Annotated in this window: 19 protein-coding genes; 13 read left to right on the forward strand and 6 right to left on the reverse strand. The window is 74.9% G+C overall.

Annotated elements, in window-relative coordinates:
* The first annotated feature begins 29 nt into the window (after positions 1 to 29).
* Both JS756_RS15180 and JS756_RS15185 read left to right on the forward strand, forming a co-directional pair.
* Positions 30 to 599, forward strand: coding sequence for a helix-turn-helix domain-containing protein (locus JS756_RS15180; RefSeq protein WP_205383637.1), 570 nt, complete (start codon positions 30 to 32; stop codon positions 597 to 599).
* Complete coding sequence (locus JS756_RS15185) at positions 596 to 1330, forward strand: helical backbone metal receptor (RefSeq protein WP_205383638.1); 735 nt, start codon at positions 596 to 598, stop codon at positions 1328 to 1330. The genes JS756_RS15180 and JS756_RS15185 overlap by 4 nt, the downstream gene beginning before the upstream one ends.
* Here JS756_RS15185 and JS756_RS15190 read toward each other — a convergent pair.
* Positions 1242 to 2372 (reverse strand): TDT family transporter, encoded by a 1131-nt coding sequence (locus tag JS756_RS15190; RefSeq protein WP_205383639.1) that lies wholly within the window; start codon positions 2370 to 2372, stop codon positions 1242 to 1244. The genes JS756_RS15185 and JS756_RS15190 overlap by 89 nt on opposite strands.
* A 70-nt stretch (positions 2373 to 2442) precedes the next feature.
* On the opposite strand from JS756_RS15190, the gene JS756_RS15195 reads away from it, so the two are divergent.
* On the forward strand, positions 2443 to 3456 hold the full coding sequence (locus tag JS756_RS15195; protein ID WP_205383640.1) for a LysR family transcriptional regulator: 1014 nt from the start codon (positions 2443 to 2445) through the stop codon (positions 3454 to 3456).
* Positions 3457 to 3612: 156 nt separating this feature from the next.
* Here the strand turns inward: JS756_RS15195 and JS756_RS15200 are convergent, their stop codons facing one another.
* Complete coding sequence (locus tag JS756_RS15200; RefSeq protein ID WP_205383641.1) at positions 3613 to 4308, reverse strand: gamma-glutamyl-gamma-aminobutyrate hydrolase family protein; 696 nt, start codon at positions 4306 to 4308, stop codon at positions 3613 to 3615.
* 379 nt (positions 4309 to 4687) lie between these two features.
* A complete protein-coding gene (locus JS756_RS15205; RefSeq protein WP_205383642.1) occupies positions 4688 to 5461 on the reverse strand; it encodes a FadR/GntR family transcriptional regulator in 774 nt (257 codons plus the stop codon).
* 96 nt (positions 5462 to 5557) lie between these two features.
* Between JS756_RS15205 and JS756_RS15210 the strand changes: the two genes are divergently transcribed.
* The 3 genes from JS756_RS15210 to JS756_RS15220 are packed head-to-tail and all read left to right on the forward strand — an operon-like array spanning position 5558 to position 9128.
* A complete protein-coding gene (locus JS756_RS15210) occupies positions 5558 to 6928 on the forward strand; it encodes a glutamine synthetase family protein (protein WP_205383643.1) in 1371 nt (456 codons plus the stop codon).
* An 8-nt stretch (positions 6929 to 6936) separates the two neighbouring features.
* Positions 6937 to 8349 carry an aldehyde dehydrogenase family protein gene (locus JS756_RS15215; protein WP_240203798.1) on the forward strand — a complete coding sequence of 471 codons (1413 nt, stop codon included), beginning with the start codon at positions 6937 to 6939 and terminating at the stop codon, positions 8347 to 8349.
* Complete coding sequence (locus JS756_RS15220; RefSeq protein WP_205383644.1) at positions 8346 to 9128, forward strand: 3-oxoacyl-ACP reductase; 783 nt, start codon at positions 8346 to 8348, stop codon at positions 9126 to 9128. Before JS756_RS15215 ends, JS756_RS15220 begins: the two co-directional genes overlap by 4 nt.
* A gap of 287 nt (positions 9129 to 9415) precedes the next feature.
* On the opposite strand, the gene JS756_RS15225 is transcribed toward JS756_RS15220, so the two are convergent.
* The gene (locus tag JS756_RS15225; RefSeq protein WP_205383645.1) at positions 9416 to 10618 is read right to left on the reverse strand and encodes an amino acid deaminase/aldolase; all 1203 of its coding nucleotides are present in this window, start codon (positions 10616 to 10618) and stop codon (positions 9416 to 9418) included.
* Positions 10619 to 10868: 250 nt separating this feature from the next.
* On the opposite strand from JS756_RS15225, the gene JS756_RS36785 reads away from it, so the two are divergent.
* Both JS756_RS36785 and mycP read left to right on the forward strand, forming a co-directional pair.
* Positions 10869 to 12383, forward strand: coding sequence for a hypothetical protein (locus JS756_RS36785; RefSeq protein ID WP_240203799.1), 1515 nt, complete (start codon positions 10869 to 10871; stop codon positions 12381 to 12383).
* Positions 12380 to 13549, forward strand: coding sequence for a type VII secretion-associated serine protease mycosin (mycP, locus tag JS756_RS15235; protein WP_205383646.1), 1170 nt, complete (start codon positions 12380 to 12382; stop codon positions 13547 to 13549). The genes JS756_RS36785 and mycP overlap by 4 nt, the downstream gene beginning before the upstream one ends.
* Positions 13550 to 13616: 67 nt before the next feature.
* Here the strand turns inward: mycP and JS756_RS15240 are convergent, their stop codons facing one another.
* Positions 13617 to 14546, reverse strand: coding sequence for a serine hydrolase (locus tag JS756_RS15240; protein ID WP_205383647.1), 930 nt, complete (start codon positions 14544 to 14546; stop codon positions 13617 to 13619).
* 149 nt (positions 14547 to 14695) lie between these two features.
* Between JS756_RS15240 and JS756_RS15245 the strand changes: the two genes are divergently transcribed.
* Positions 14696 to 15427, forward strand: a complete 732-nt coding sequence (locus JS756_RS15245) for an SseB family protein (protein ID WP_205383772.1) — start codon at positions 14696 to 14698, stop codon at positions 15425 to 15427.
* A 213-nt stretch (positions 15428 to 15640) separates the two neighbouring features.
* Here the strand turns inward: JS756_RS15245 and JS756_RS15250 are convergent, their stop codons facing one another.
* A complete protein-coding gene (locus tag JS756_RS15250) occupies positions 15641 to 16006 on the reverse strand; it encodes a DUF1844 domain-containing protein (protein WP_205383648.1) in 366 nt (121 codons plus the stop codon).
* A gap of 345 nt (positions 16007 to 16351) precedes the next feature.
* Between JS756_RS15250 and infC the strand changes: the two genes are divergently transcribed.
* The 4 genes from infC to JS756_RS15270 all read left to right on the forward strand — a co-directional run bounded on the left by infC (position 16352) and on the right by JS756_RS15270 (position 18866).
* Positions 16352 to 17014: a translation initiation factor IF-3 gene (gene infC, locus JS756_RS15255; protein ID WP_205383649.1), complete on the forward strand. Its 663-nt coding sequence runs from the start codon at positions 16352 to 16354 to the stop codon at positions 17012 to 17014.
* A gap of 109 nt (positions 17015 to 17123) precedes the next feature.
* Complete coding sequence (gene rpmI, locus JS756_RS15260) at positions 17124 to 17318, forward strand: 50S ribosomal protein L35 (protein WP_007829094.1); 195 nt, start codon at positions 17124 to 17126, stop codon at positions 17316 to 17318.
* A gap of 101 nt (positions 17319 to 17419) precedes the next feature.
* Positions 17420 to 17803, forward strand: a complete 384-nt coding sequence (gene rplT, locus JS756_RS15265) for a 50S ribosomal protein L20 (protein ID WP_003989074.1) — start codon at positions 17420 to 17422, stop codon at positions 17801 to 17803.
* Between the two features lie 214 nt (positions 17804 to 18017).
* On the forward strand, positions 18018 to 18866 hold the full coding sequence (locus tag JS756_RS15270) for a TrmH family RNA methyltransferase (protein ID WP_205383650.1): 849 nt from the start codon (positions 18018 to 18020) through the stop codon (positions 18864 to 18866).
* Positions 18867 to 18899 lie beyond the last annotated feature (33 nt).

Below are 18899 nucleotides of genomic sequence, written 5' to 3' on the forward strand. Positions count from 1 at the left end.
TACGACGAGCGAAGGAGGGAGCCGGAGCGATGGGCGACCACAAAGAACAGCCCCTGCGCGTGGGCGCGGCCGTACGGCGTCGGCGCCGGGCCCTGGAGCTCACCCTCGCCGCCGTCGCCGAGCGCAGCGGCCTGTCGGTGCCCTTCCTGAGCCAGGTCGAGAACGACCGGGCCCGGCCCAGCCGGAGCTCCCTGGAGAAAGTGGCCGACGCCCTGCGCACCACCGCCGTCGAACTCCTCGCCGCCGCCGACCCCGCGTGCAGCGTCGACGTCGTCCGCGCCGAGCCCGGGGAGACCGGCCCCGAGCCGCGGGTGCGGTCGCTGGTGCGCGGCCACCACCAGATGCACGCCCAGGAGTTCACCGGGGACCACGACGCCGGCCGGGAGTTCCAGTACCGCAACGACCAGTTGATGTACGTCGCCGAGGGCGCCGTGGAGATCGAGGCCGAGGGGCGCGCCTACCGCCTGGGCCGCGGCGACAGCCTGTACCTGACCGGTGGGGTGCGCCACCGCTGGCGGGCCACCGTGTCCGACACCCGGGTGGTCGTCGTCGCGGTGGCCGAGCACATCGAGGCGGTGCGGGACCGGTCGCGGCCGTGAGGGTCGTCTCCCTGGTCCCGTCCCTGACCGAGACGGTGGCGGTCTCGGCGCCCGGGACCCTCGTCGGGGCCACCGACTGGTGCACCCACCCGGTCGGCCTCGACGTGGCGCGGATCGGCGGCACCAAGAATCCGAGGACCGAGCAGATCCTCGCCCTCGCCCCCGACCTCGTCCTCGCCAACGAGGAGGAGAACCGCGCCCCCGACCTCGATGCCCTGCGCGCCGCGGGTGCAGAGGTGCTCGTCACCGAGGTCCGCGACGTGCCGCAGGCCTTCCGGGAACTCGCCCGGGTCCTCGCGGCGTGCGGCGTGCGGGAACGGCCCCGCTGGCTGGACGAGGCCGAGGAGGCCTGGGTGGCGCCGGACGGTCGGCGACCGGACTCCTGCGGACCGCGCAGGACGGCCGTGGTGCCGATCTGGCGCCGGCCCTGGATGGTCCTGGGACGGGACACCTTCGCCGGTGACGTGCTCGCCCGGCTCGGCGTCGGCCACCTCCACGCCCGCCATGCCGACCGCTACCCCCGGGTCACGCTGGAGGAGCTGCGCGCGGCGGCCCCGGACCTGGTCGTGCTGCCCGACGAGCCGTACCGCTTCACCGCCGACGACGGACCCGAGGCCTTCCCCGGGCTGCCCTGTGCCCTGGTCAGCGGGCGGCACCTGACGTGGTACGGACCGTCACTGGCCGCGGCGCCGCGGGTGCTGGGCGCGGCGCTGCGGGCAGCGCGCCGCTGAACAGCCCGCGGACCGTACCGACGGCCGCCGCGGCCCACGCCGTCAGCAGGACGCCGTACAGGGCGATCGCGAGCGCGTCGAGGACGGCGAGCCCGGTGTGCCGGGCCAGCGACTCCGCGCCGGTGACGCAGGTGCCGACCGGGAAGGTGAACGCCCACCACGTCAGCGTGAACGGCATGCCGAGCCGCCGGGCCCGCAGCACGTGCGCGCCCGCGAGGCACAGCCACAGCAGCGCGAAGCCCATGACCGGCGCGCCGTACAGGACGGCGAAGGCGGAGAAGGCCGCGGCGCCGGCGCCCGGGACGAGACCGCGGGCGGTGTCCGCGAAATGGCCGACGGCGGTGGTGGACTGCCCCAGCGGACCGAGCACCAGGAACAGCGTGGGGGTCAGCGCGAGCGGCAGCGGTCCGCCGGTGAGCAGCCTGGCGAAGACGAGCGGCAGCATCAGCAGGGTCGCCAGCAGGCTCAGCCCGAACAGGGCGACGCAGCCCAGCAGCAGGGTCTCGCGGGGCTGGCCGGGCGGGAGGTGGGGGACCAGCAGCGGGCCGAGCGCCGCGGACACCATCGGGGCGACGAGCGGGAGCAGCCACACCGGGGAGGCCTGGTCGGCCCGGACGCGGTGGTGCACGGCCATCAGGTACGGCACCGCGACCGCGGACGCCAGCCCCACCGCCGTCCCCGCGGTGAACAGCACGGCGTCGACCGCGACCGCCGCCGGGGTGCCGATCCAGTCGCGGCCCACGGTCACGGTGCCGCCGCCGACCGCCAGCAGCGCCATGGCCAGGCAGCCGTAGAAGGGGGCGGTGGCCGGGTCGAGGAGGTGCGCGCGGGCCTGGTCGCGGTGGTGCCGCCAGTGCAGGGCGCGGGCGGCCAGGAGGGTCACCAGCATCAGCAGCGACAGGGCCCAGACGGCCACGCAGACCGGACGCAGCCCGGGAAGCGGGCCCGGCAGCGGGAGGGCGGCGCCGGCGGTGGCCAGCACGGCGGTGCCCATGACGGATGCGTACCAGTTGGGGCCCAGGTGGCGGACGGCGGTGATCATGTCCTCAGCCTCCCGCCGGGTCCCGGGGCCCGCCAGGGAGCATGCCTCTATGAGGACATAAACTGGCCTTATGGGCAGCGCGAGCAGAGGTGGCGGGAGCGAGGACTCCGCGCCCGGCGGGTCATTGGCCCACCGGGTGCCCGACCTGGGAGCCCTGGAACTGCTGCTGGCCGTGGCCCGGCTCGGCAGCCTCGGCGCCGCCGCCCGCGAGGTCGGCATCACACAACCCGCGGCCAGCAGCCGCGTCCGCTCGATGGAACGCCAGCTGGGCGTCGCGCTGGTGGACCGCTCCCCGCGCGGCTCGCGGCTGACCGACGCCGGGGCGCTGGTGACCGACTGGGCGCGGCGGGTCGTGGAGGCCGCGGAGGCCTTCGACGCCGGCGCGCAGGCGCTGCGGGACCGCCGCGACTCGCGGCTGCGGGTCGCCGCCAGCATGACCATCGCCGAGTACCTCCTGCCGGGGTGGCTGCTCGCACTGCGCGCCGAGCGGCCCGACACGGCGGTCTCGCTGCTCGCCGGGAACTCCGCCGCGGTCGCGGAGCGGCTGCTGGCCGACGAGGCGGACCTGGGATTCGTGGAGGGGCTCACCGTGCCGGCCGGGCTGGACTCGGCGGTCATCGCCCACGACCGGCTGATCGTGGTCGCGGCGCCGGGACACGCCTGGGCGAAGCGCCGCAGGCCGGTGGGTATGGCGGAGCTGGCCGCGACGCCGCTGATCCTGCGGGAGACGGGCTCGGGAACGCGTCAGGTCCTCGACGCCGCGCTGGGCGGGGCGGGGCTGGGTCCGGCACGGCCGCTGATCGAGCTGTCCTCGACGACGGCGGTGAAGGCGGCGGCGGAGAGCGGCGCGGGTCCGGCGGTGCTCAGCGAACTGGCCGTCGGGGAGGAACTGGGGGTGCGCCGACTGGTCAGCGTGCCGCTGGACGGAGTCGTCCTGCGGCGGGAGCTGCGGGCCGTGTGGCCGACGGGGCAGCGGCCGGCCGGGCCGGCGCGGGAGCTGCTGTCCCTGACCCGGGTCCGCCCCCCGGCCCATCGTGCGCCCCGCGGGGCATCGCCCACCCGTCCACCGGGCCCGGCGGGCTGAGACGGCCGGCCGGTGGGTGTCCGGGCCGCGGCCCGCAGCCCGTGCGAGGGCCCGCCGCACGCGCCCCGCCGGTGAGGCCCCCTTCCTTCCCGTCCGGACCCGTCCGGCCCGCTCGGGCCCCGTCGTGCGGCCTGGGATCGGCCGCTCCCGGACCCGTCAGGTTCCGCTGCCGGCCGCGGTCACCAGCGCCCGCATCACCCGCAGGTCCTCTCCCATCTCCGGGTGCCACTGGACCCCCAGGACCCAGCCCTGCCCGGGCGGGAGCTCGATCGCCTCGACGGTTCCGTCCGCCGCGTGAGCCGAGGGGAGCAGACCGGTGCCCAGGCGGTCCGTCGACTGGTGGTGGACGGTGGGGACCGCGGTCTCCTCGGGGACCAGCGCGGCATAGCGCGTGCCGGGGACCGGCCGGACCGCGTGGCGGCCGAAGACGCCGGGTGCCACGGCGTGGCCGGCGATGTGCTGGGTGAGGGTGCCGCCGAGCGCGACGTTGAGGAGCTGCATGCCACGGCAGATGCCCAGCAGCGGGGTGCGGGCGGCGAGGGCAGCCCTGATCAGCGCCAGTTCCCAGGCGTCCCGGGCCGGGGCGGGCGGACCCGTGCGCGGGTCGCGTTCGGCGCCGTAGCAGGCGGGATCGACGTCGGGCCCGCCGGCGATCACCACGCCGTCCAGGCGGGCCACGGTCCCCGCCGCCCACACCGGATCGTCCGGCGGCAGCATCGCGGCCAGCCCGCCCGCGCACTGCACCAGCCGCGGATACCCGGCCGGCAGCAGCGCCGCCTCCAGCTCCCACGTCCCCCAGCGCGCCCGCGGCTCCAGGTACGTGCTCACCCCGATCAACGGCCTGTCGGCCATGCGCCCTCCCGGCACCTCGCTGCTCCGGCGCCCTGTGCCCGAACACCCCAATGGAACACGGCCAGACCTTTGCGCCGGTTCGGGCACGCGGTCGTGGTGCGCGGCGCGCACGGCGGCCGGTGCCGTGCGCGCCCGTCCGCACCTGCCGCGCCGGGCTCGCGGTGCCCCGGCAGGCGCGCCCGGCGCCGGCCGCCGGTGGGTCCCGGGCGCGGCACCGGGGTCCTGCCGGTGGCTCCCCGCGGCGCCGCGCCGCCCGGCATACACCGTCCCCACAGCGTGTCTGCGGGACACGGCGGGGGAGGCGGCTCGGCCGCACGGCCCCGTGCCCCGCGGGCCGGCATCGCGCTCCGGACGCCGCCCGGTGCCCCGCGGGGATCCATCAGCGGTCCCCCGGCTCGGCCAGGAACCCCCGCAGCAGCGCCGCGGTCCCCGCGCAGTGCTCCCGCATCGCCGCCCGCGCCGCCTCCGCGTCCCCGTCCAGCACCGCTTCGACCACCGCGGTGTGCTGACGCTGGGAGTGCTCCAGGTTGCGGACGAGGAGCGGGATGCAGTCCAGGAGGTCGTTCACCGTGGCCCTGACCGCCGCGTACCGGGCCGTCAGGGAGGGGGAGCCGCTCAGCTCGGCCAGGGTCAGGTGCAGCAGGGTGTCGCGGCGGCGGTAGTCGGACGGCGGGGCGTCGCGGGTGCCGTCCAGGGCCCGGTGCAGACGGGCCGCCCCGTCCCGCGCGAGCCCGTTCGCCGCGCACAGCTCCGCCGCGCCCACCTCCAGGACCTCACGGAAGCGCAGGACGTCCTCGATGTCGACGCCGGCGATCCTGCGGCGCAGCTCCGCCTCGCCCGCCGCTCTCTCGCGCGGCAGTACGAACGTTCCGCCGTACCGGCCGCGCCGGGACTCCACCAGACCCTGTTCCTGGAGAACCCTCAGCACCTCCCGCAGCGTCACCCGGCTGACACCGAGCCGGTCGGCGAGCTGCCGCTCGGCCGGCAGCCGCTCGCCCGCGGGCACCAGACCCAGGCGCACCACCTGCAGGATCTGCTCCAGCGCCTCCTCGAAGCCGTTGCCCGCCCGCACCGGTCGCAGCACCGGTGCGAGGCGGTCCGCCACGCCACCGGCGCCGGCGTCCGCAGCCGCGCCGACCGCATTGTCCGGCATACCGCCGCGCCTCCTTCCCAAGCAATGGTCCCCGGCAATACCTTATGGCTTCCGGACCTGCCGAGAAGCGCACCGACGCCCCCAGGAGGCCCTCCCGTGGCAGACCGCACCGCCCCGCTCGGCGTCGAGGAACTGCACGCCCTCGTCGCGAGCGGCGACCTCGACACCGTCGTCCTGGCCTTCCCCGACATGCAGGGCCGCCTCCAGGGCAAGCGGTTCGCCGCCCGCTTCTTCCTGGACGAGGTCCTCCACCACGGCACCGAGGGCTGCAACTACCTCCTCGCCGTGGACGCCGACATGAACACCGTCGACGGGTACGCCATGTCGTCCTGGGACCGGGGGTACGGGGACTTCGTCCTGCGTCCCGACCCGGCCACCCTGCGCCGCGTCCCCTGGAACCCGGGAACGGCCCTGATGATCGCCGACCTCGCCTGGGACGACGGTTCGCCCGTCACCGCCGCGCCCCGGCAGATCCTGCGCCGCCAGCTGGAACGCCTCGCCTCACACGGGCTGACCGCGCAGGTCGGCACCGAGCTGGAGTTCATCGTCTTCAGGGACACCTACGAGCAGGCCTGGGACACCGGCTACCGCGGGCTGACGCCGGTCAACCAGTACAACGTCGACTACTCCATCCTCGGCACCGGACGCGTCGAACCCCTCCTGCGGCGGCTGCGCAACGAGATGGCCGGCGCCGGACTCACCGTCGAGTCGGCCAAGGGCGAGTGCAACCCGGGGCAGCACGAGATCGCCTTCCGCTACGCCGAGGCCCTCGTCACCTGCGACCAGCACGCCGTCTACAAGACGGGGGCCAAGGAGATCGCCGCCCAGGAGGGCGTCTCGCTCACCTTCATGGCCAAGTACAACGAGCGCGAGGGCAACTCCTGCCACATCCACCTCTCACTGGCCGACGCCGAGGGCAACAACGCCATGGCGAGGGGCGGGGAGGACCCCGGCGGCATGTCCGAGCTGATGCGGCACTTCCTCGCCGGGCAACTGGTCGCGCTGCGTGACTTCTCGCTGCTGTACGCCCCCGGCATCAACTCCTACAAGCGGTTCCAGCGCGGCTCGTTCGCCCCGACCGCCGTCGCCTGGGGGTACGACAACCGCACCTGCGCCCTCCGCGTCGTCGGCCACGGCCGCTCCCTGCGCTTCGAGAACCGGGTGCCCGGCGGCGACGTCAACCCGCACCTCGCCGTCGCCGGCATGGTGGCGGCGGGCCTGCACGGCATCGAGCAGAAGCTGGAGCTGCCCGAGCCCTGCGCCGGCAACGCCTACGCCGCCGACTTCGCGCACGTCCCGACGACCCTGCGGGAGGCCGCCGAGCTGTGGGAGACCAGCCCCCTGGCGAAGGCCGCCTTCGGCGACGAGGCCGTCGGGCACTACCGCAACATGGCGCGGGTCGAGTTGGACGCCTTCGACGCCGCGGTCACCGACTGGGAGCTGCGCCGCTCCTTCGAACGCCTGTGAGGCCCCCCTTGCCCGAGACGTCCGCCGAGCGTTCCGCCACCCCCGGCCCCGATGCCGGGCTCCGGGTGCTGAACCCCGCGACCGAGGAGGTCGTCGCCACCGTCCCCGCCGCCACCGCGGCCGACGCGGACGCGGCCGTCGCCCGGGCCGTCCGGGCGCAGGCCAGTTGGGCTGCCCTGCCGCCCGGCGACCGGGCCCGCCTGCTGCGCCGGTTCGCCGTCACCGTCGACGGCCATCTGGAGGAGCTGGCGCGGCTGGAGGTGCGCGAGGCCGGGCACACCATCGGCAACGCCCGCTGGGAGGCGGGCAACGTCCGCGACCTGCTCGACTACGCGGCCGGGGGAGTGGAGCGGCTGACCGGCCGTCAGATCCCGGTGCCCGGCGGACTCGACGTCACCGTGCTGGAACCGCTCGGCGTCGTCGGCGTCATCGCGCCGTGGAACTTCCCCCTGCCCATCGCGGCGTGGGGAACGGCCCCCGCGCTGGCCGCCGGGAACGCGGTCGTCCTCAAGCCGGCCGAGACGACCCCGCTCACCGCCCTGCGGCTGGCCGAGCTCGCGTTGACCGCAGGCCTGCCCGAGGGGCTGTTCCAGGTGCTGCCGGGACGCGGTCCGGTCGCGGGGGACGCGCTCGTCGAGCACCCGGACGTCGCGAAGATCGTGTTCACCGGGTCCACGGCCGTGGGCCGGCAGGTGCTGGCGAAGGGGGCTGCCCGCCTCAAGCGCGTGACGCTGGAACTCGGCGGCAAGAGCCCCAGCATCGTCTTCGCCGACGCCGACCTGGAGGCCGCCGCGGCCGCCGCCCCCATGTCCTTCCTGGACAACGCCGGCCAGGACTGCTGCGCCCGCACCCGCATCCTCGTCCATGCCTCCGTCCACGACCGCTTCCTCGACCTGCTCGCCCCGGCCGTCGAGTCGGTCGTCGTCGGCGACCCGGCCGACGAGAGCACCGAGATGGGGCCGCTGATCTCCCGGTCCCAGCTGGACCGCGTCCGCTCCTACGTCGACCCGCAGGCTCCCGGTATCCGTGGCAAGGCGCCCGAGGGCCCCGGCTTCTGGTTCGCGCCCACCGTCCTCACCGACGTGGACCCGCGGGCCCGGGTCGCCGTCGAGGAGGTCTTCGGTCCGGTCGCCGTCGTCCTGCCCTTCGAGGACGAGGCCGAGGCGGTCCGCCTCGCCAACGACACCGACTACGGCCTGTCCGGATCGATCTGGACGCGCGACGTGGGCCGCGCCCTGCGCGTCTCGCAGGCTGTGCGCGCCGGGAACCTGTCCGTCAACTCCCACTCCAGCGTCCGCTACTGGACCCCGTTCGGCGGCTTCAAGCAGTCCGGCATCGGCCGTGAGCTCGGCCCGGACGCCCTGACCGCCTTCACCGAGCCCAAGAACGTCTTCATCAGCACGGAGGGTCCCGCACAGTGACCGAAGAGACTGTCTGCCGCCGCCTGCTCGGCCGCACCGCCGTCGTCACCGGAGCCGGCAGCGGCATCGGACTGGCCACCGCCCGCCGGCTCGCCGCCGAGGGGGCGCACGTGGTCTGCGCCGACATCGACGAGGCCCGCGGCAAGGCGGCCGCCGAGGAGACCGGCGGGCTCTTCGCCAAGGTCGACGTCACCGACCCCGAGCAGGTCGAGGCCCTGTTCCGGGCGGCCCACGACACCTACGGCAGCGTCGACGTCGCCTTCAACAACGCCGGTATCTCGCCCCCCGACGACGACTCCATCCTGGAGACGGGCCTGGAGGCCTGGAAACGCGTCCAGGAGGTCAACCTCACCTCCGTCTACCTGTGCTGCAAGGCGGCGATCCCCTACATGCGGCGCCAGGGCAAGGGTTCCATCATCAACACCGCCTCGTTCGTGGCCCGGATGGGCGCTGCGACCTCGCAGATCTCCTACACCGCTTCCAAAGGCGGCGTCCTCGCCCTGTCCCGCGAACTGGGTGTGCAGTTCGCCCGCGAGGGGATCCGCGTCAACGCCCTGTGCCCGGGGCCGGTCAACACCCCGCTTCTGCAGGAGCTGTTCGCCAAGGATCCGGAGCGCGCGGCCCGCCGCCTGGTACACATCCCGCTCGGCCGGTTCGCCGAGGCCGAGGAGATCGCCGCCGCGGTCGCCTTCCTCGCCAGCGACGACTCATCCTTCGTCAACGCCACCGACTTCCTCGTGGACGGAGGCATCTCGGGGGCCTACGTCACCCCGTTGTAGGGCACGCCCGGCAGCCTCCGCGCCGGGCGTGCCCTACGCCGCCGCGGGCACCGGGGCGCAGGAGCCGTGCACCGGGGCCCGGCGGTCCGCGGCTTCGGCGCCCGGTGGCTTCGGCTGCGGCACCCGGCCGCAGGCCGCCCGGTCCGGTCGGCCGGTCACCGGGCGGGAGCGTCCCGACGGCCGCGGGCGGCCGAGCCGAAAGCCGCCCGACGCGGTCCAGGGGCCGCGTGGCGAGGTCCCCGCCGGCCCCGCCCTCCGGACCCCCGGCGCCACTTCCGCCGGGCGTCCTAGAGAAACGTGCGGCCCTCGCCGCGGTAGGTCGGCACCGACTCCGCCACCCTGTCCCCGGCCACCAGGTGCAGTTCGTCGAACCGCTCGCACAGCTCACCGGCCTTTGCGTGCCGGAACCACACCTTGTCGCCGATCAGCAGGTCGTCCGCAGCCGCACCCAGCAGCGGCGTCTGCACCTCGCCGGCCCCCTCCTGGGGGTCGTAGCGCAGCCCTTCCGGCAGGTACGGCACCGGCAGCCGGTCCGGACCGGGCGCGCCGGAGGCCGGATAGCCGCCGCCCAGGACCGTCACGGCCCCCACGCCGGGCCGCCGGACGACGGGCTGGGCGAACAGGGCGGCCGGACGGCCGCGGAAAGAGGTGTAGTTGTCGAACAGGCGCGGCACGTACAGGCCCGACCCCGCGGCGATCTCGGTGACCGCCGCCTCCGCGGCGGTGTGCTGCACGCTGCCGGTGCCGCCGCCGTTGACGAACTCCAGGTCCGGGGCGACGGCCCGCACCGCCCGCACCACCGCGGCGCGCCGCTCGGCCAGCTCCCGCCGGGCCGCGGCCTGCATCAGCCGCACGGCCCGGGAGCGGAGGGGCCGCCCGGCGATCGCGTCCCCGACCCCGGCGACGTGTCCCTCGTACGCCATGACGCCCACGAGCCGGAGCCCAGGCCGGCGGGTCACCGCCCGGGCCAGGTCCGCGACCTCGGCGGGGTAGTGCAGCGGGGAGCGTCGGGCACCGACCCGCACCCGGCCGCCGAGCAGCCTCAGCGAGGTGTCCAACTCCAGGCAGACGCGTACCACTTCACGGCCGTCACCGCGTGCCGCGTCGATCAGGTCCAGCTGGGCGACGTCGTCGACCATGACGGTGACGGCGGCGGCCGGCTTGGGGTCGGAGGCGAGTTCGGCGTACCCGGCCCGGTCGGTGGACGGATACGCGAGCAGCACGTCGTCGAAGCCCGAGCGGGCCAGCCACAGCGACTCCGCGAGCGTGAACGACATGATCCCCCGGAAACCGTCCTTGGCCAGGACGCGTTCCAGCAGCGCCCGGCAGCGCACGGACTTGCTGGCGACCCGGACCGGCTTGCCCGCGGCGCGGCGGACCAGGTCGTCGGCGTTGGCGTCGAAGGCCTCCAGATCCACGATCGCGACGGGGGCGTCGAGATGGGCGGTGGCCCTGTCGTAACGGGCCCGGTCGGCGGCACGCGCAGTCATGCACGCAGCCTGCCACGCGGGATTACCGCAGGGTAGGGGGACGTTCCGGGCAGATGCCCCGGCGATGCGGACTGGTTCCCGTTCCGCCGGCGGCAACCCGTAGAGTGACGCGCACGCACGGAGGTTCACCGCTCCGGCCGGTCGCCGTGCCGGGGATGCCGCTCCACCTGTGCGGGTATGCCTGCGGGGGTACGCGCCGTGCGGCCCGCGCACGAGAACGACGGCCCGGGGACCAGGAAACGGGGGGTGCATGAGCACGGAAGCGCGCCGCGCCCCTGTGCCACCGCGCCCGACCACGCCCCCGACCGCTCCGGTGGCCGACCCCCGGCCCGGCACCGCGGCGCACACCCAGCCCTCCGCGCCGGACCGGACCGGGCCCGGCGAGGCGGCCGTACCCGGCGGCGCCTTCGAGCCCCGCCGCCCCGCCGCCGGACGTCCGGGGCCCTTCCCGGGGCAGGACCGCACCTCCCCCGCGCCGCCTCCGCCGCCCGCCTCCGCCCGTTTCCCCGACGCCCCGCCCGCACCGCGCCGCGAGCACCCCGCGCCGCAGCCCGGCAGGGCCGCGGGGGCCTCGGGAACCCCGGCGGCGGCCTCCGGGGCCCCCGCCCCCACGAAGGACGCCGCGGGACGGACCCGGCGCGGGTCCGCGCCGGCGGACCGGCCGTCCGCACCCGCCCCGCGGAACGCCGCCGAGATACCGGGCGGCCCGGCCGCATCTGCCGAGGCCCCCTCCGAGACCACCACCCGGCTGCGCCCCGTCGCGGTGGCCGCCGAGGCGCCCGCGCACCGCGTCGACCCGCGCCCCGCACCGCCGGTCCCCACCCGTCCCACGTCACCGCCCGGCACCGGCCCGGGGGACGGGACGCGGCCCGAGCCCGTCGGGCCATGGAGCCCGCTGGTCCCCGCCGCGCCCCCCGATCCGGCGCTGTCGTGGAACGCGCCCGGCGCCCCGACCCGGCCCACCGTGTCCTTCGGCGAGCCGGAGCGGTTCGAGGAGCCGCACCGCGGCCCGCGGTCGCGTCGGCGCGGCATCGCCGCCGCGGCCTGCCTGGTCCTCGGGCTCGGGCTGATCGGCGGGGCCGTGGCGGGAAGCTGGCTCACCGGCGACTCCGGGGACCGGGGCGAGGACGGCACCTTCACCGCGGCGGCCGACCTGTGGCACAGCGTCCCCGTCGACGGACTCTTCCCGCCCACCGTCCAGGGCCAGGGCGCCGGACCCGGTGGCGCCGACCGCACCTGGACGCGGATCGCCGTGGCCCCGGACGCCGGCTGCACCGGCGCCTTCGACCCCCTGCTGGCCAAGGCCCTGGCCCCCGTCGGCTGCGACCGCCTGCTGCGCGCCACCTACTCCGACGCCACCCACAGCCACGTCACCACCGTCGGCCTGCTGTTCACCACCGCCGACCCCGCCGCCATGCGCACCCTGCGGACCCGCTTCGAGAAGGAGGGCCTCGCCGACCGCACCGACCTGATGCCCCGCCCGTACGCAGCGAAGGGCACCGACGCCGCCGGCTTCGGCGACCGGCAGCGCGCCTCGTGGACGGTGTCCGTCCTCACCGACGCACCCGTCGTCGTCTACGCCGTCTCGGGCTGGGCCGACGGCCGTACCGTCGACGACCCGCAGCCCGTCGAGAAGGCCACCGAGCCCGGCGCCACCTCGGCCGCGGGCCAGGCCGGCCTCGGCAACGAGGCACAGGGCCTGGCGAACCGCATCGAACGCAGCCTGCGCGAGACCGCGACCTCGCCCACGGAGAAGCCGTCATGAGCCGTCGCACCACGCATCGGGCCGGCCTGATCGGCTGCCTCCTCGCGACCGCGGTGGCCCTCGCGCCCGCCGCCCCCGCGTACGCCGACGGCATACGCCGCCAGCAGTGGGGCCTGGACGCCCTGCACACCCAGGAGGCCTGGCGGACCACCAAGGGCGCTGGCATCACCGTCGCCGTCCTTGACACCGGCGTCGAGGCCGACCACCCCGACCTCGCCGGCAACGTCCTCGCCGGCACCGACCTCGTCGGCTTCGGCGCCTCGGAGGGCGACCGCGCCTGGGCCCGGCACGGCACCGCGATGGCGAGCATCATCGCCGGTCACGGACACGGATCCGGCGACGCCGACGGTGTCATGGGCATCGCCCCCGAGGCCAGGATCCTCCCGGTCCGGGTGATCCTCGAAGACGGCGACCCCGCCCGCGCCCAGGCCCGCAAGACCCGGGGCAACGCCCTCGCCAAGGGCATCCGCTGGGCCGCCGACCACGGCGCCGACGTCATCAACCTCTCCCTGGGCGACGACTCCGCCTCCGCCCACCCCGAACCGGCGGAGGACGAGGCCGTCCAGTACGCCCTGAAGAAGGGTGCCGTCGTCGTCGCCTCCGCCGGCAACGGCGGTGAGAAGGGCGACCACATCTCCTACCCGGCCGCCTACCCCGGCGTCATCGCCGCGACCGCCGTCGACAAGTACGGCACCCGGGCCTCGTTCTCCACCCGCCGCTGGTACGCCACCGTCAGCGCGCCCGGCGTGGACGTCGTCATCGCCGACCCCGACCACAAGTACTACGAGGGCTGGGGCACCTCCGCCGCCTCCGCCTTCGTCTCCGGCGCCGTCGCCCTCGTCAAGGCCGCCCACCCCGGCCTGACCCCCGCGCAGATCAAGAAACTCCTGGAGGACACCGCCCGCAACGCCCCCGACGGGGGGCGCGACGACTCCCGCGGCTTCGGCTTCGTCGACCCGGCGGCCGCGATCAGGGCGGCGGCCCGGCTGAAGCCCGGGAACCCGGCCCCGGCGGCCTACGGCGGGACGTACTTCGGCAGTGGCCCCGACCCGGCAGCCCCCGACAGCAGCACGGCCGACTGGGCGGGCCCGCTGGTCGGCGGCGCCGGGAGCGTCCTGCTCGTCGCGGCCGTGGTGCTGTGGCGGGACCGCAGGAGGACGTTCTAGGCGCGACCGGCCACGACGGCGCCGCGTGGCCGACGGACGTCCCGCCGCGGCACGCCGAGCGGAGTGCTCAGGCCGCCTCCGCGAACACCCCCACCGCCGCCTTCGCCGCCGCCTCGACCAGGTCGATCCCCGCCGCCTGCGTGGCGTTGCCGTCCGAGAGGACGGCCACCAGATACACGCTGCCGTCCGCCGACACCCGCCCGATGCTGTTCACGTCCCACAAGCCGGTCGTGCTGCGCGGCAGCCATCCGTTCTTCAGCGCCCACGCCGAGCCGTCCGCCGCGGCCGACACCCCCCACTGCTGGCCCTCGGCTATTCGCTCCATCAGCTCCTGCACGTACGCCTGTGAGGCGGCACTCAGTGCGGAGTCCTCGCCGAAGACCCGGGTGAGCAGCGTCAGCTGATCCGCCGCCGTCGTCCGGGTCAGACCCCACAGCATCCCGTCCCCTCCCTCGGTGGCGACCAGCCCCAGCCGCTTGTTCGCGGCGTCCAGCCCCTCCGCCTGCCCGATGGTCCGCCACAGCGCGGACGCGGAGTCGTTGTCGCTGTTCTCGATCATCGCGGTGGCGTACTGCCGCTCCGCCGAGGTCAGCCGGCGTCCCTCGTCCTGCGCCCGGAGCAGCAGCGAAACGAGGACGTCGACCTTGACGATGCTGGCGGTGTCGAAGGCGGCCTCCCCGTACCCGGCGCTCTCGCCGGAGGCGACGTCCAGCACGGCCACCGACAGCCGTACCCCCTCCGGCACGTCGACGCCGGTGAGCGCGTCGGCCAGCAGCGCCTGCCGGTCCACGGCCGTCGGCTGTGCCACCGGTTCCACGGACGGTTCCACGGATGCCTCCCCACCAGGCGGTGCCGTCACGCTCGGTCGCGCCGACGCCGGGCTCCGCGCCCCGGCGTGCGCCTGCCCCTGCACGTACACCGTTCCCGCCGTGGCCGTCGCGACGACGAGCAGGGCGAGCGCGCTGAGGACATGATGGCGGACGCGGCGGGATGTCATGCTCGCGATGCTCGGGGCGCCACCTGTGCCCACCGTCAGACGGACGTGAGAAGTGTGTTAGGGATCGCTGGGAAAGCCGTGAGTGCGGTCACGCCCGTGTTTCCGGCCCCGCACAAGGCCGGCAGGATCCCCCCGATAGGGTCATGACCGTGGCGAACAAGAACATTCCCGACCCCGGCTTCTCCGACGACGACGGCTCTCCCGACCCCGCCCTGAGCGCGGCGCTCGCCGCGTGGGCGGAGGACCGGACGGCCGTCGGGCCGGTCCTGGCTGCGCTCAAGGGCGCCCGGCTGCTCGTCCCCGTCGTGGCGGTGCTCGGCGAGGTCGAGGAGGACGAGAACGGGCTGCGCCGCGAGAAGACCTCCGACATGGCCGTCCCGACCCTGAAGGCCGGCGACCGCACCGCGCTGCCCGCGTTCACCTCCACCGACTCGCTGGCGCGCTGGGATCCCGCGGCGCGTCCCGTGGCCGTGCCCCTGCACCAGGCCCTGCAGGCGGCGGCACACGAGCAGGCGGACACGGTGGTCCTGGACATGGCCGGCCCGGTCCCCTTCGAACTGACCGGCCCCGCCCTGCTGGCGCTCGCCGAGGGCCGCACCACGACCGACCCGCTCGCCGACCCCGTGGTCCGCGACGCCGTGTGCGCCGCGGTCGCCGCCGAGCCGCGGGTGCTGCGCGCCCACCTCGGGCCGGGCCGCGCCGACGGCACCCTCGTCCTGGTCGTCGACCCGTCCGACGCGCCGGCCGAGGTCGCCCGGGCCGTCGCCGAGCGGCTCGCCGCCGACGAGACACTGAGGGCCCGCCTGGTGCGCGGCCTCGACCTGGCACTGCTGCCGGCCGGGACGACGCCTCCGGGCGAGCCCCTGTACGTACGCGGATGAGCAAAGGGCCCGACGGCTCGGGGGAGGACCCGGCCGCGAGCCGGCCGGCCCCGTGACTTCGGCCGGGGACCGATGTGCTTCCCGGCCGCAGTACCCGGCGGTGGGGCCGAGTCCGCTCCGGCAGCCCCTGGAACGGGGCGGGGGAACCGCGCGACCGGCCCCGCCGGCGCCGCGGACGACCGACGGCACGCCCCGGCGCCTCCGGCGGTGCGCTCAGCCGAAGACCGGCCCGGTGTACTTCTCGCCCGGTCCCTGACCCGTCTCGTCCGGGACGACCGACGCCTCGCGGAAGGCCAGCTGGAGCGACTTCAGGCCGTCGCGCAGCGGCGCCGCGTGGAAGGAGCTGATCTCGGTCGCGCTCGCGTCGAGCAGACCGGCGAGGGCGTGCACCAGCTTGCGGGCCTCGTCCAGGTCCTTGTACGTGTCGCCCTCCTCGGTCAGACCGAGCTTCACGGCGGCGGCGCTCATCAGGTTGACGGCGACCGTCACGATCACCTCGACCGCAGGGACCTCCGCGATGTCGCGGGCCATGGCGTCGAAGTCGGGAGCCTCGGGGGACTCGGCAGGGGTGTCACTCATGCCTCACACGATAGGCCCCGGCGTACGGCGGTTCGCACCACCCCGGGCGAGCTGCTAACCTTGTGTGACGACCGGCCGAACGCCACCGAGGAAGAGCGGAGCGTACGGCCTACAAGTGGAGGCTCCGATCTCCCACCCGACCGTCCCCCGGACGGCGGGTCACCGGTCAGGCGGCCACCATCGTTCCGTACGGACGATGGAGCCGCCCGATAGCGCCCCGCGGTCACCGCGGCGGTGCTCCGGAAGTCATTGGAGCCCCGCCTGTGATCGTCCGGGGCATTTTTTGTGCTCCGGCGCGGTTCGGTCCAACGAAAACAGACGTACGCGGCTGTCTGCCAGGCCGCCGTGTGGTGCTACCGAGGAGGATCCATCAGCGCCGAGCCCCGCATCAACGACCGGATTCGCGTTCCCGAGGTGCGACTTGTCGGTCCCAGTGGCGAGCAGGTCGGCATCGTGCCGCTCGCGAAGGCACTGGAGCTTGCTCAGGAGTACGACCTCGACCTCGTCGAGGTCGCGGCGAACGCCCGTCCGCCCGTCTGCAAGCTCATGGACTACGGGAAGTTCAAGTACGAGTCGGCCATGAAGGCCCGTGAGGCGCGCAAGAACCAGGCGCACACGGTCATCAAGGAGATGAAGCTCCGGCCGAAGATCGACCCGCACGACTACGACACCAAGAAGGGTCACGTCGTCCGGTTCCTCAAGCAGGGCGACAAGGTCAAGATCACGATCATGTTCCGTGGTCGCGAGCAGTCCCGGCCCGAGCTGGGCTACCGACTGCTCCAGCGGCTCGCGGAGGACGTCCAGGACCTCGGTTTCGTGGAGTCGAACCCGAAGCAGGACGGCCGAAACATGATCATGGTTCTCGGTCCGCACAAGAAGAAGACCGAGGCGATGGCCGAGGCCCGCCAGGCGCAGGAGGCTCGCAAGGCGTCCGCGAAGGCCAACCCCGGTCGTTCGCAGAACCCTGCCGAGGCTGAGGCGTCCGCCGAGGAGCCCGCCGAGGCGTGATCCTCGGGACGCGAGTCCCAGGATGTAACCGATACAACAGAGACGCTCCACCGTGCCCGGTTCTCGTGACCGGGCACCGGAGCGCCACCGACGAGGAGAGAACGGCGCTATGCCGAAGAACAAGTCGCACAGCGGTGCCAGCAAGCGCTTCAAGGTCACCGGCTCCGGCAAGGTGCTCCGTGAGCGCGCCGGCAAGCGCCACCTGCTCGAGCACAAGTCGTCCCGTCTGACGCGTCGCCTCACCGGCAACGCCGAGATGGCCCCGGGCGACGCCAAGAAGATCAAGAAGCTTCTCGGCAAGTGACGTCGGGCGCGGCTCACGCCCGCCTCTGACCACCGACCGGGACCCAATCGTTTCCGGGCCGCACCAGTCCCACAGCGGCCCCGCTACAAGGAGTTAAACAAGTGGCACGCGTCAAGCGGGCAGTCAACGCCCACAAGAAGCGCCGGGCGATCCTCGAGCAGGCCTCCGGCTACCGCGGTCAGCGCTCGCGCCTGTACCGCAAGGCCAAGGAGCAGGTCACCCACTCGCTGGTCTACAACTACAACGACCGCAAGAAGCGCAAGGGCGACTTCCGTCAGCTGTGGATCCAGCGCATCAACGCCGCTGCCCGCGCCAACGGCATGACCTACAACCGCTTCATCCAGGGCCTGAAGGCCGCGAACGTCGAGGTCGACCGCAAGATCCTGGCCGAGCTGGCGGTCAACGACGCCGGCGCGTTCGCCGCGCTGGTCGAGGTGGCGCAGAAGGCGCTCCCGAGCGACGTGAACGCGCCGAAGGCTGCGTGACGCTGCGCCGGCCCGGAGCCGACGCCACCGACGGACCCGCGGGTTGTGCCTGCGGGTCCGTCGCATGTTCACGGAGCGTCCCCGCGGGCCGTGTCCGCGGTGCGGGCGCGCCGCAGCCGCGCCGCCGGCGGCCCGGTGCCGCCGGCCAGCCGGGGCGCGGGCGACCGCCGTCGCGGCGCACAGAAGTTGCTGAACTCGACGAATGGTGAAAAGGATGCACCCCGCGAGCCCCGAGCCGATCTCTCCCCGCTCAGCCCGGGTCTCGGCCGCCCGGCGGCTGGCCAAGCGGAGCTTCCGGGGCAAGGAGCGGCTGTTCCTCGCGGAGGGGCCCCAGGCCGTTCGGGAGGCGGCCGGGCACGCGGACACGCTGACCGACCTGTTCGTCACCGCCGACGCCGCCCGGCGCCACGCCGACATCGTCGCCGAGGCGCGGAGCGCGGGCGCCCGCATCCACCTCGCCTCCGACCAGGTGATCGAGGACGTCTCCACCACCGTGACCCCCCAGGGGCTCGTCGGGATCTGCCGCTTCCTGGACACGCCCTTCGAGGAGATCCTCGCCGCACGGCCCCGGCTCGTCGCCGTCCTCGCCCACGTCCGCGACCCCGGGAACGCCGGCACCGTCCTGCGCTGCGCCGACGCGGCCGGCGCCGAGGCCGTCGTCCTCACCGACGCCTCCGTCGACCTGTACAACCCCAAGGCGGTGCGCGCCTCCGTCGGATCGCTGTTCCACCTGCCGGTCGCCGTCGGGGTGCCCGTCGAGCGGGCCGTGGCCGGTCTCAAGGGCGCCGGGGTGCGGATCCTGGCCGCCGACGGGGCGGGCGACCGGGACCTGGACGACGAACTGGACCGGCGGACGATGGGCGGGCCCACCGCCTGGGTCTTCGGCAACGAGGCCTGGGGGCTCCCGGAGGAGACGCGCGCGCTGGCGGACGCCGTCGTGCGCGTGCCCATCCACGGCAGGGCGGAGAGCCTGAACCTGGCCACTGCCGCAGCCGTATGTCTGTATGCGTCCGCCCGTGCGCAGCGGGCCACAGGAGGGTGCCGTACGGTCACCGAGAGCTAGTAGGGTGACCCGCTCGGGGCCCTCCGTCGGAGA

The sequence above is a fragment of the Streptomyces actuosus genome, from assembly GCF_016921115.1.
Classification (GTDB): domain Bacteria; phylum Actinomycetota; class Actinomycetes; order Streptomycetales; family Streptomycetaceae; genus Streptomyces; species Streptomyces actuosus_A.

What these genes read in the sequence shown, in the direction of transcription:
- JS756_RS15180 (WP_205383637.1), top strand. Translation starts at nt 30, where the DNA reads ATGGGCGACCACAAAGAACAGCCCCTGCGCGTGGGCGCGGCCGTACGG.
- JS756_RS15270 (WP_205383650.1), top strand. Translation starts at nt 18,018, where the DNA reads ATGCACCCCGCGAGCCCCGAGCCGATCTCTCCCCGCTCAGCCCGGGTC.
- JS756_RS15195 (WP_205383640.1), top strand. Translation starts at nt 2,443, where the DNA reads ATGGGCAGCGCGAGCAGAGGTGGCGGGAGCGAGGACTCCGCGCCCGGC.
- mycP (WP_205383646.1), top strand. Translation starts at nt 12,380, where the DNA reads ATGAGCCGTCGCACCACGCATCGGGCCGGCCTGATCGGCTGCCTCCTC.
- JS756_RS15190 (WP_205383639.1), bottom strand. Translation starts at nt 2,372, where the DNA reads ATGATCACCGCCGTCCGCCACCTGGGCCCCAACTGGTACGCATCCGTC.
- JS756_RS15205 (WP_205383642.1), bottom strand. Translation starts at nt 5,461, where the DNA reads ATGCCGGACAATGCGGTCGGCGCGGCTGCGGACGCCGGCGCCGGTGGC.
- JS756_RS15250 (WP_205383648.1), bottom strand. Translation starts at nt 16,006, where the DNA reads ATGAGTGACACCCCTGCCGAGTCCCCCGAGGCTCCCGACTTCGACGCC.
- JS756_RS15240 (WP_205383647.1), bottom strand. Translation starts at nt 14,546, where the DNA reads ATGACATCCCGCCGCGTCCGCCATCATGTCCTCAGCGCGCTCGCCCTG.
- JS756_RS36785 (WP_240203799.1), top strand. Translation starts at nt 10,869, where the DNA reads ATGAGCACGGAAGCGCGCCGCGCCCCTGTGCCACCGCGCCCGACCACG.
- JS756_RS15200 (WP_205383641.1), bottom strand. Translation starts at nt 4,308, where the DNA reads ATGGCCGACAGGCCGTTGATCGGGGTGAGCACGTACCTGGAGCCGCGG.
- JS756_RS15225 (WP_205383645.1), bottom strand. Translation starts at nt 10,618, where the DNA reads ATGACTGCGCGTGCCGCCGACCGGGCCCGTTACGACAGGGCCACCGCC.
- rpmI (WP_007829094.1), top strand. Translation starts at nt 17,124, where the DNA reads ATGCCGAAGAACAAGTCGCACAGCGGTGCCAGCAAGCGCTTCAAGGTC.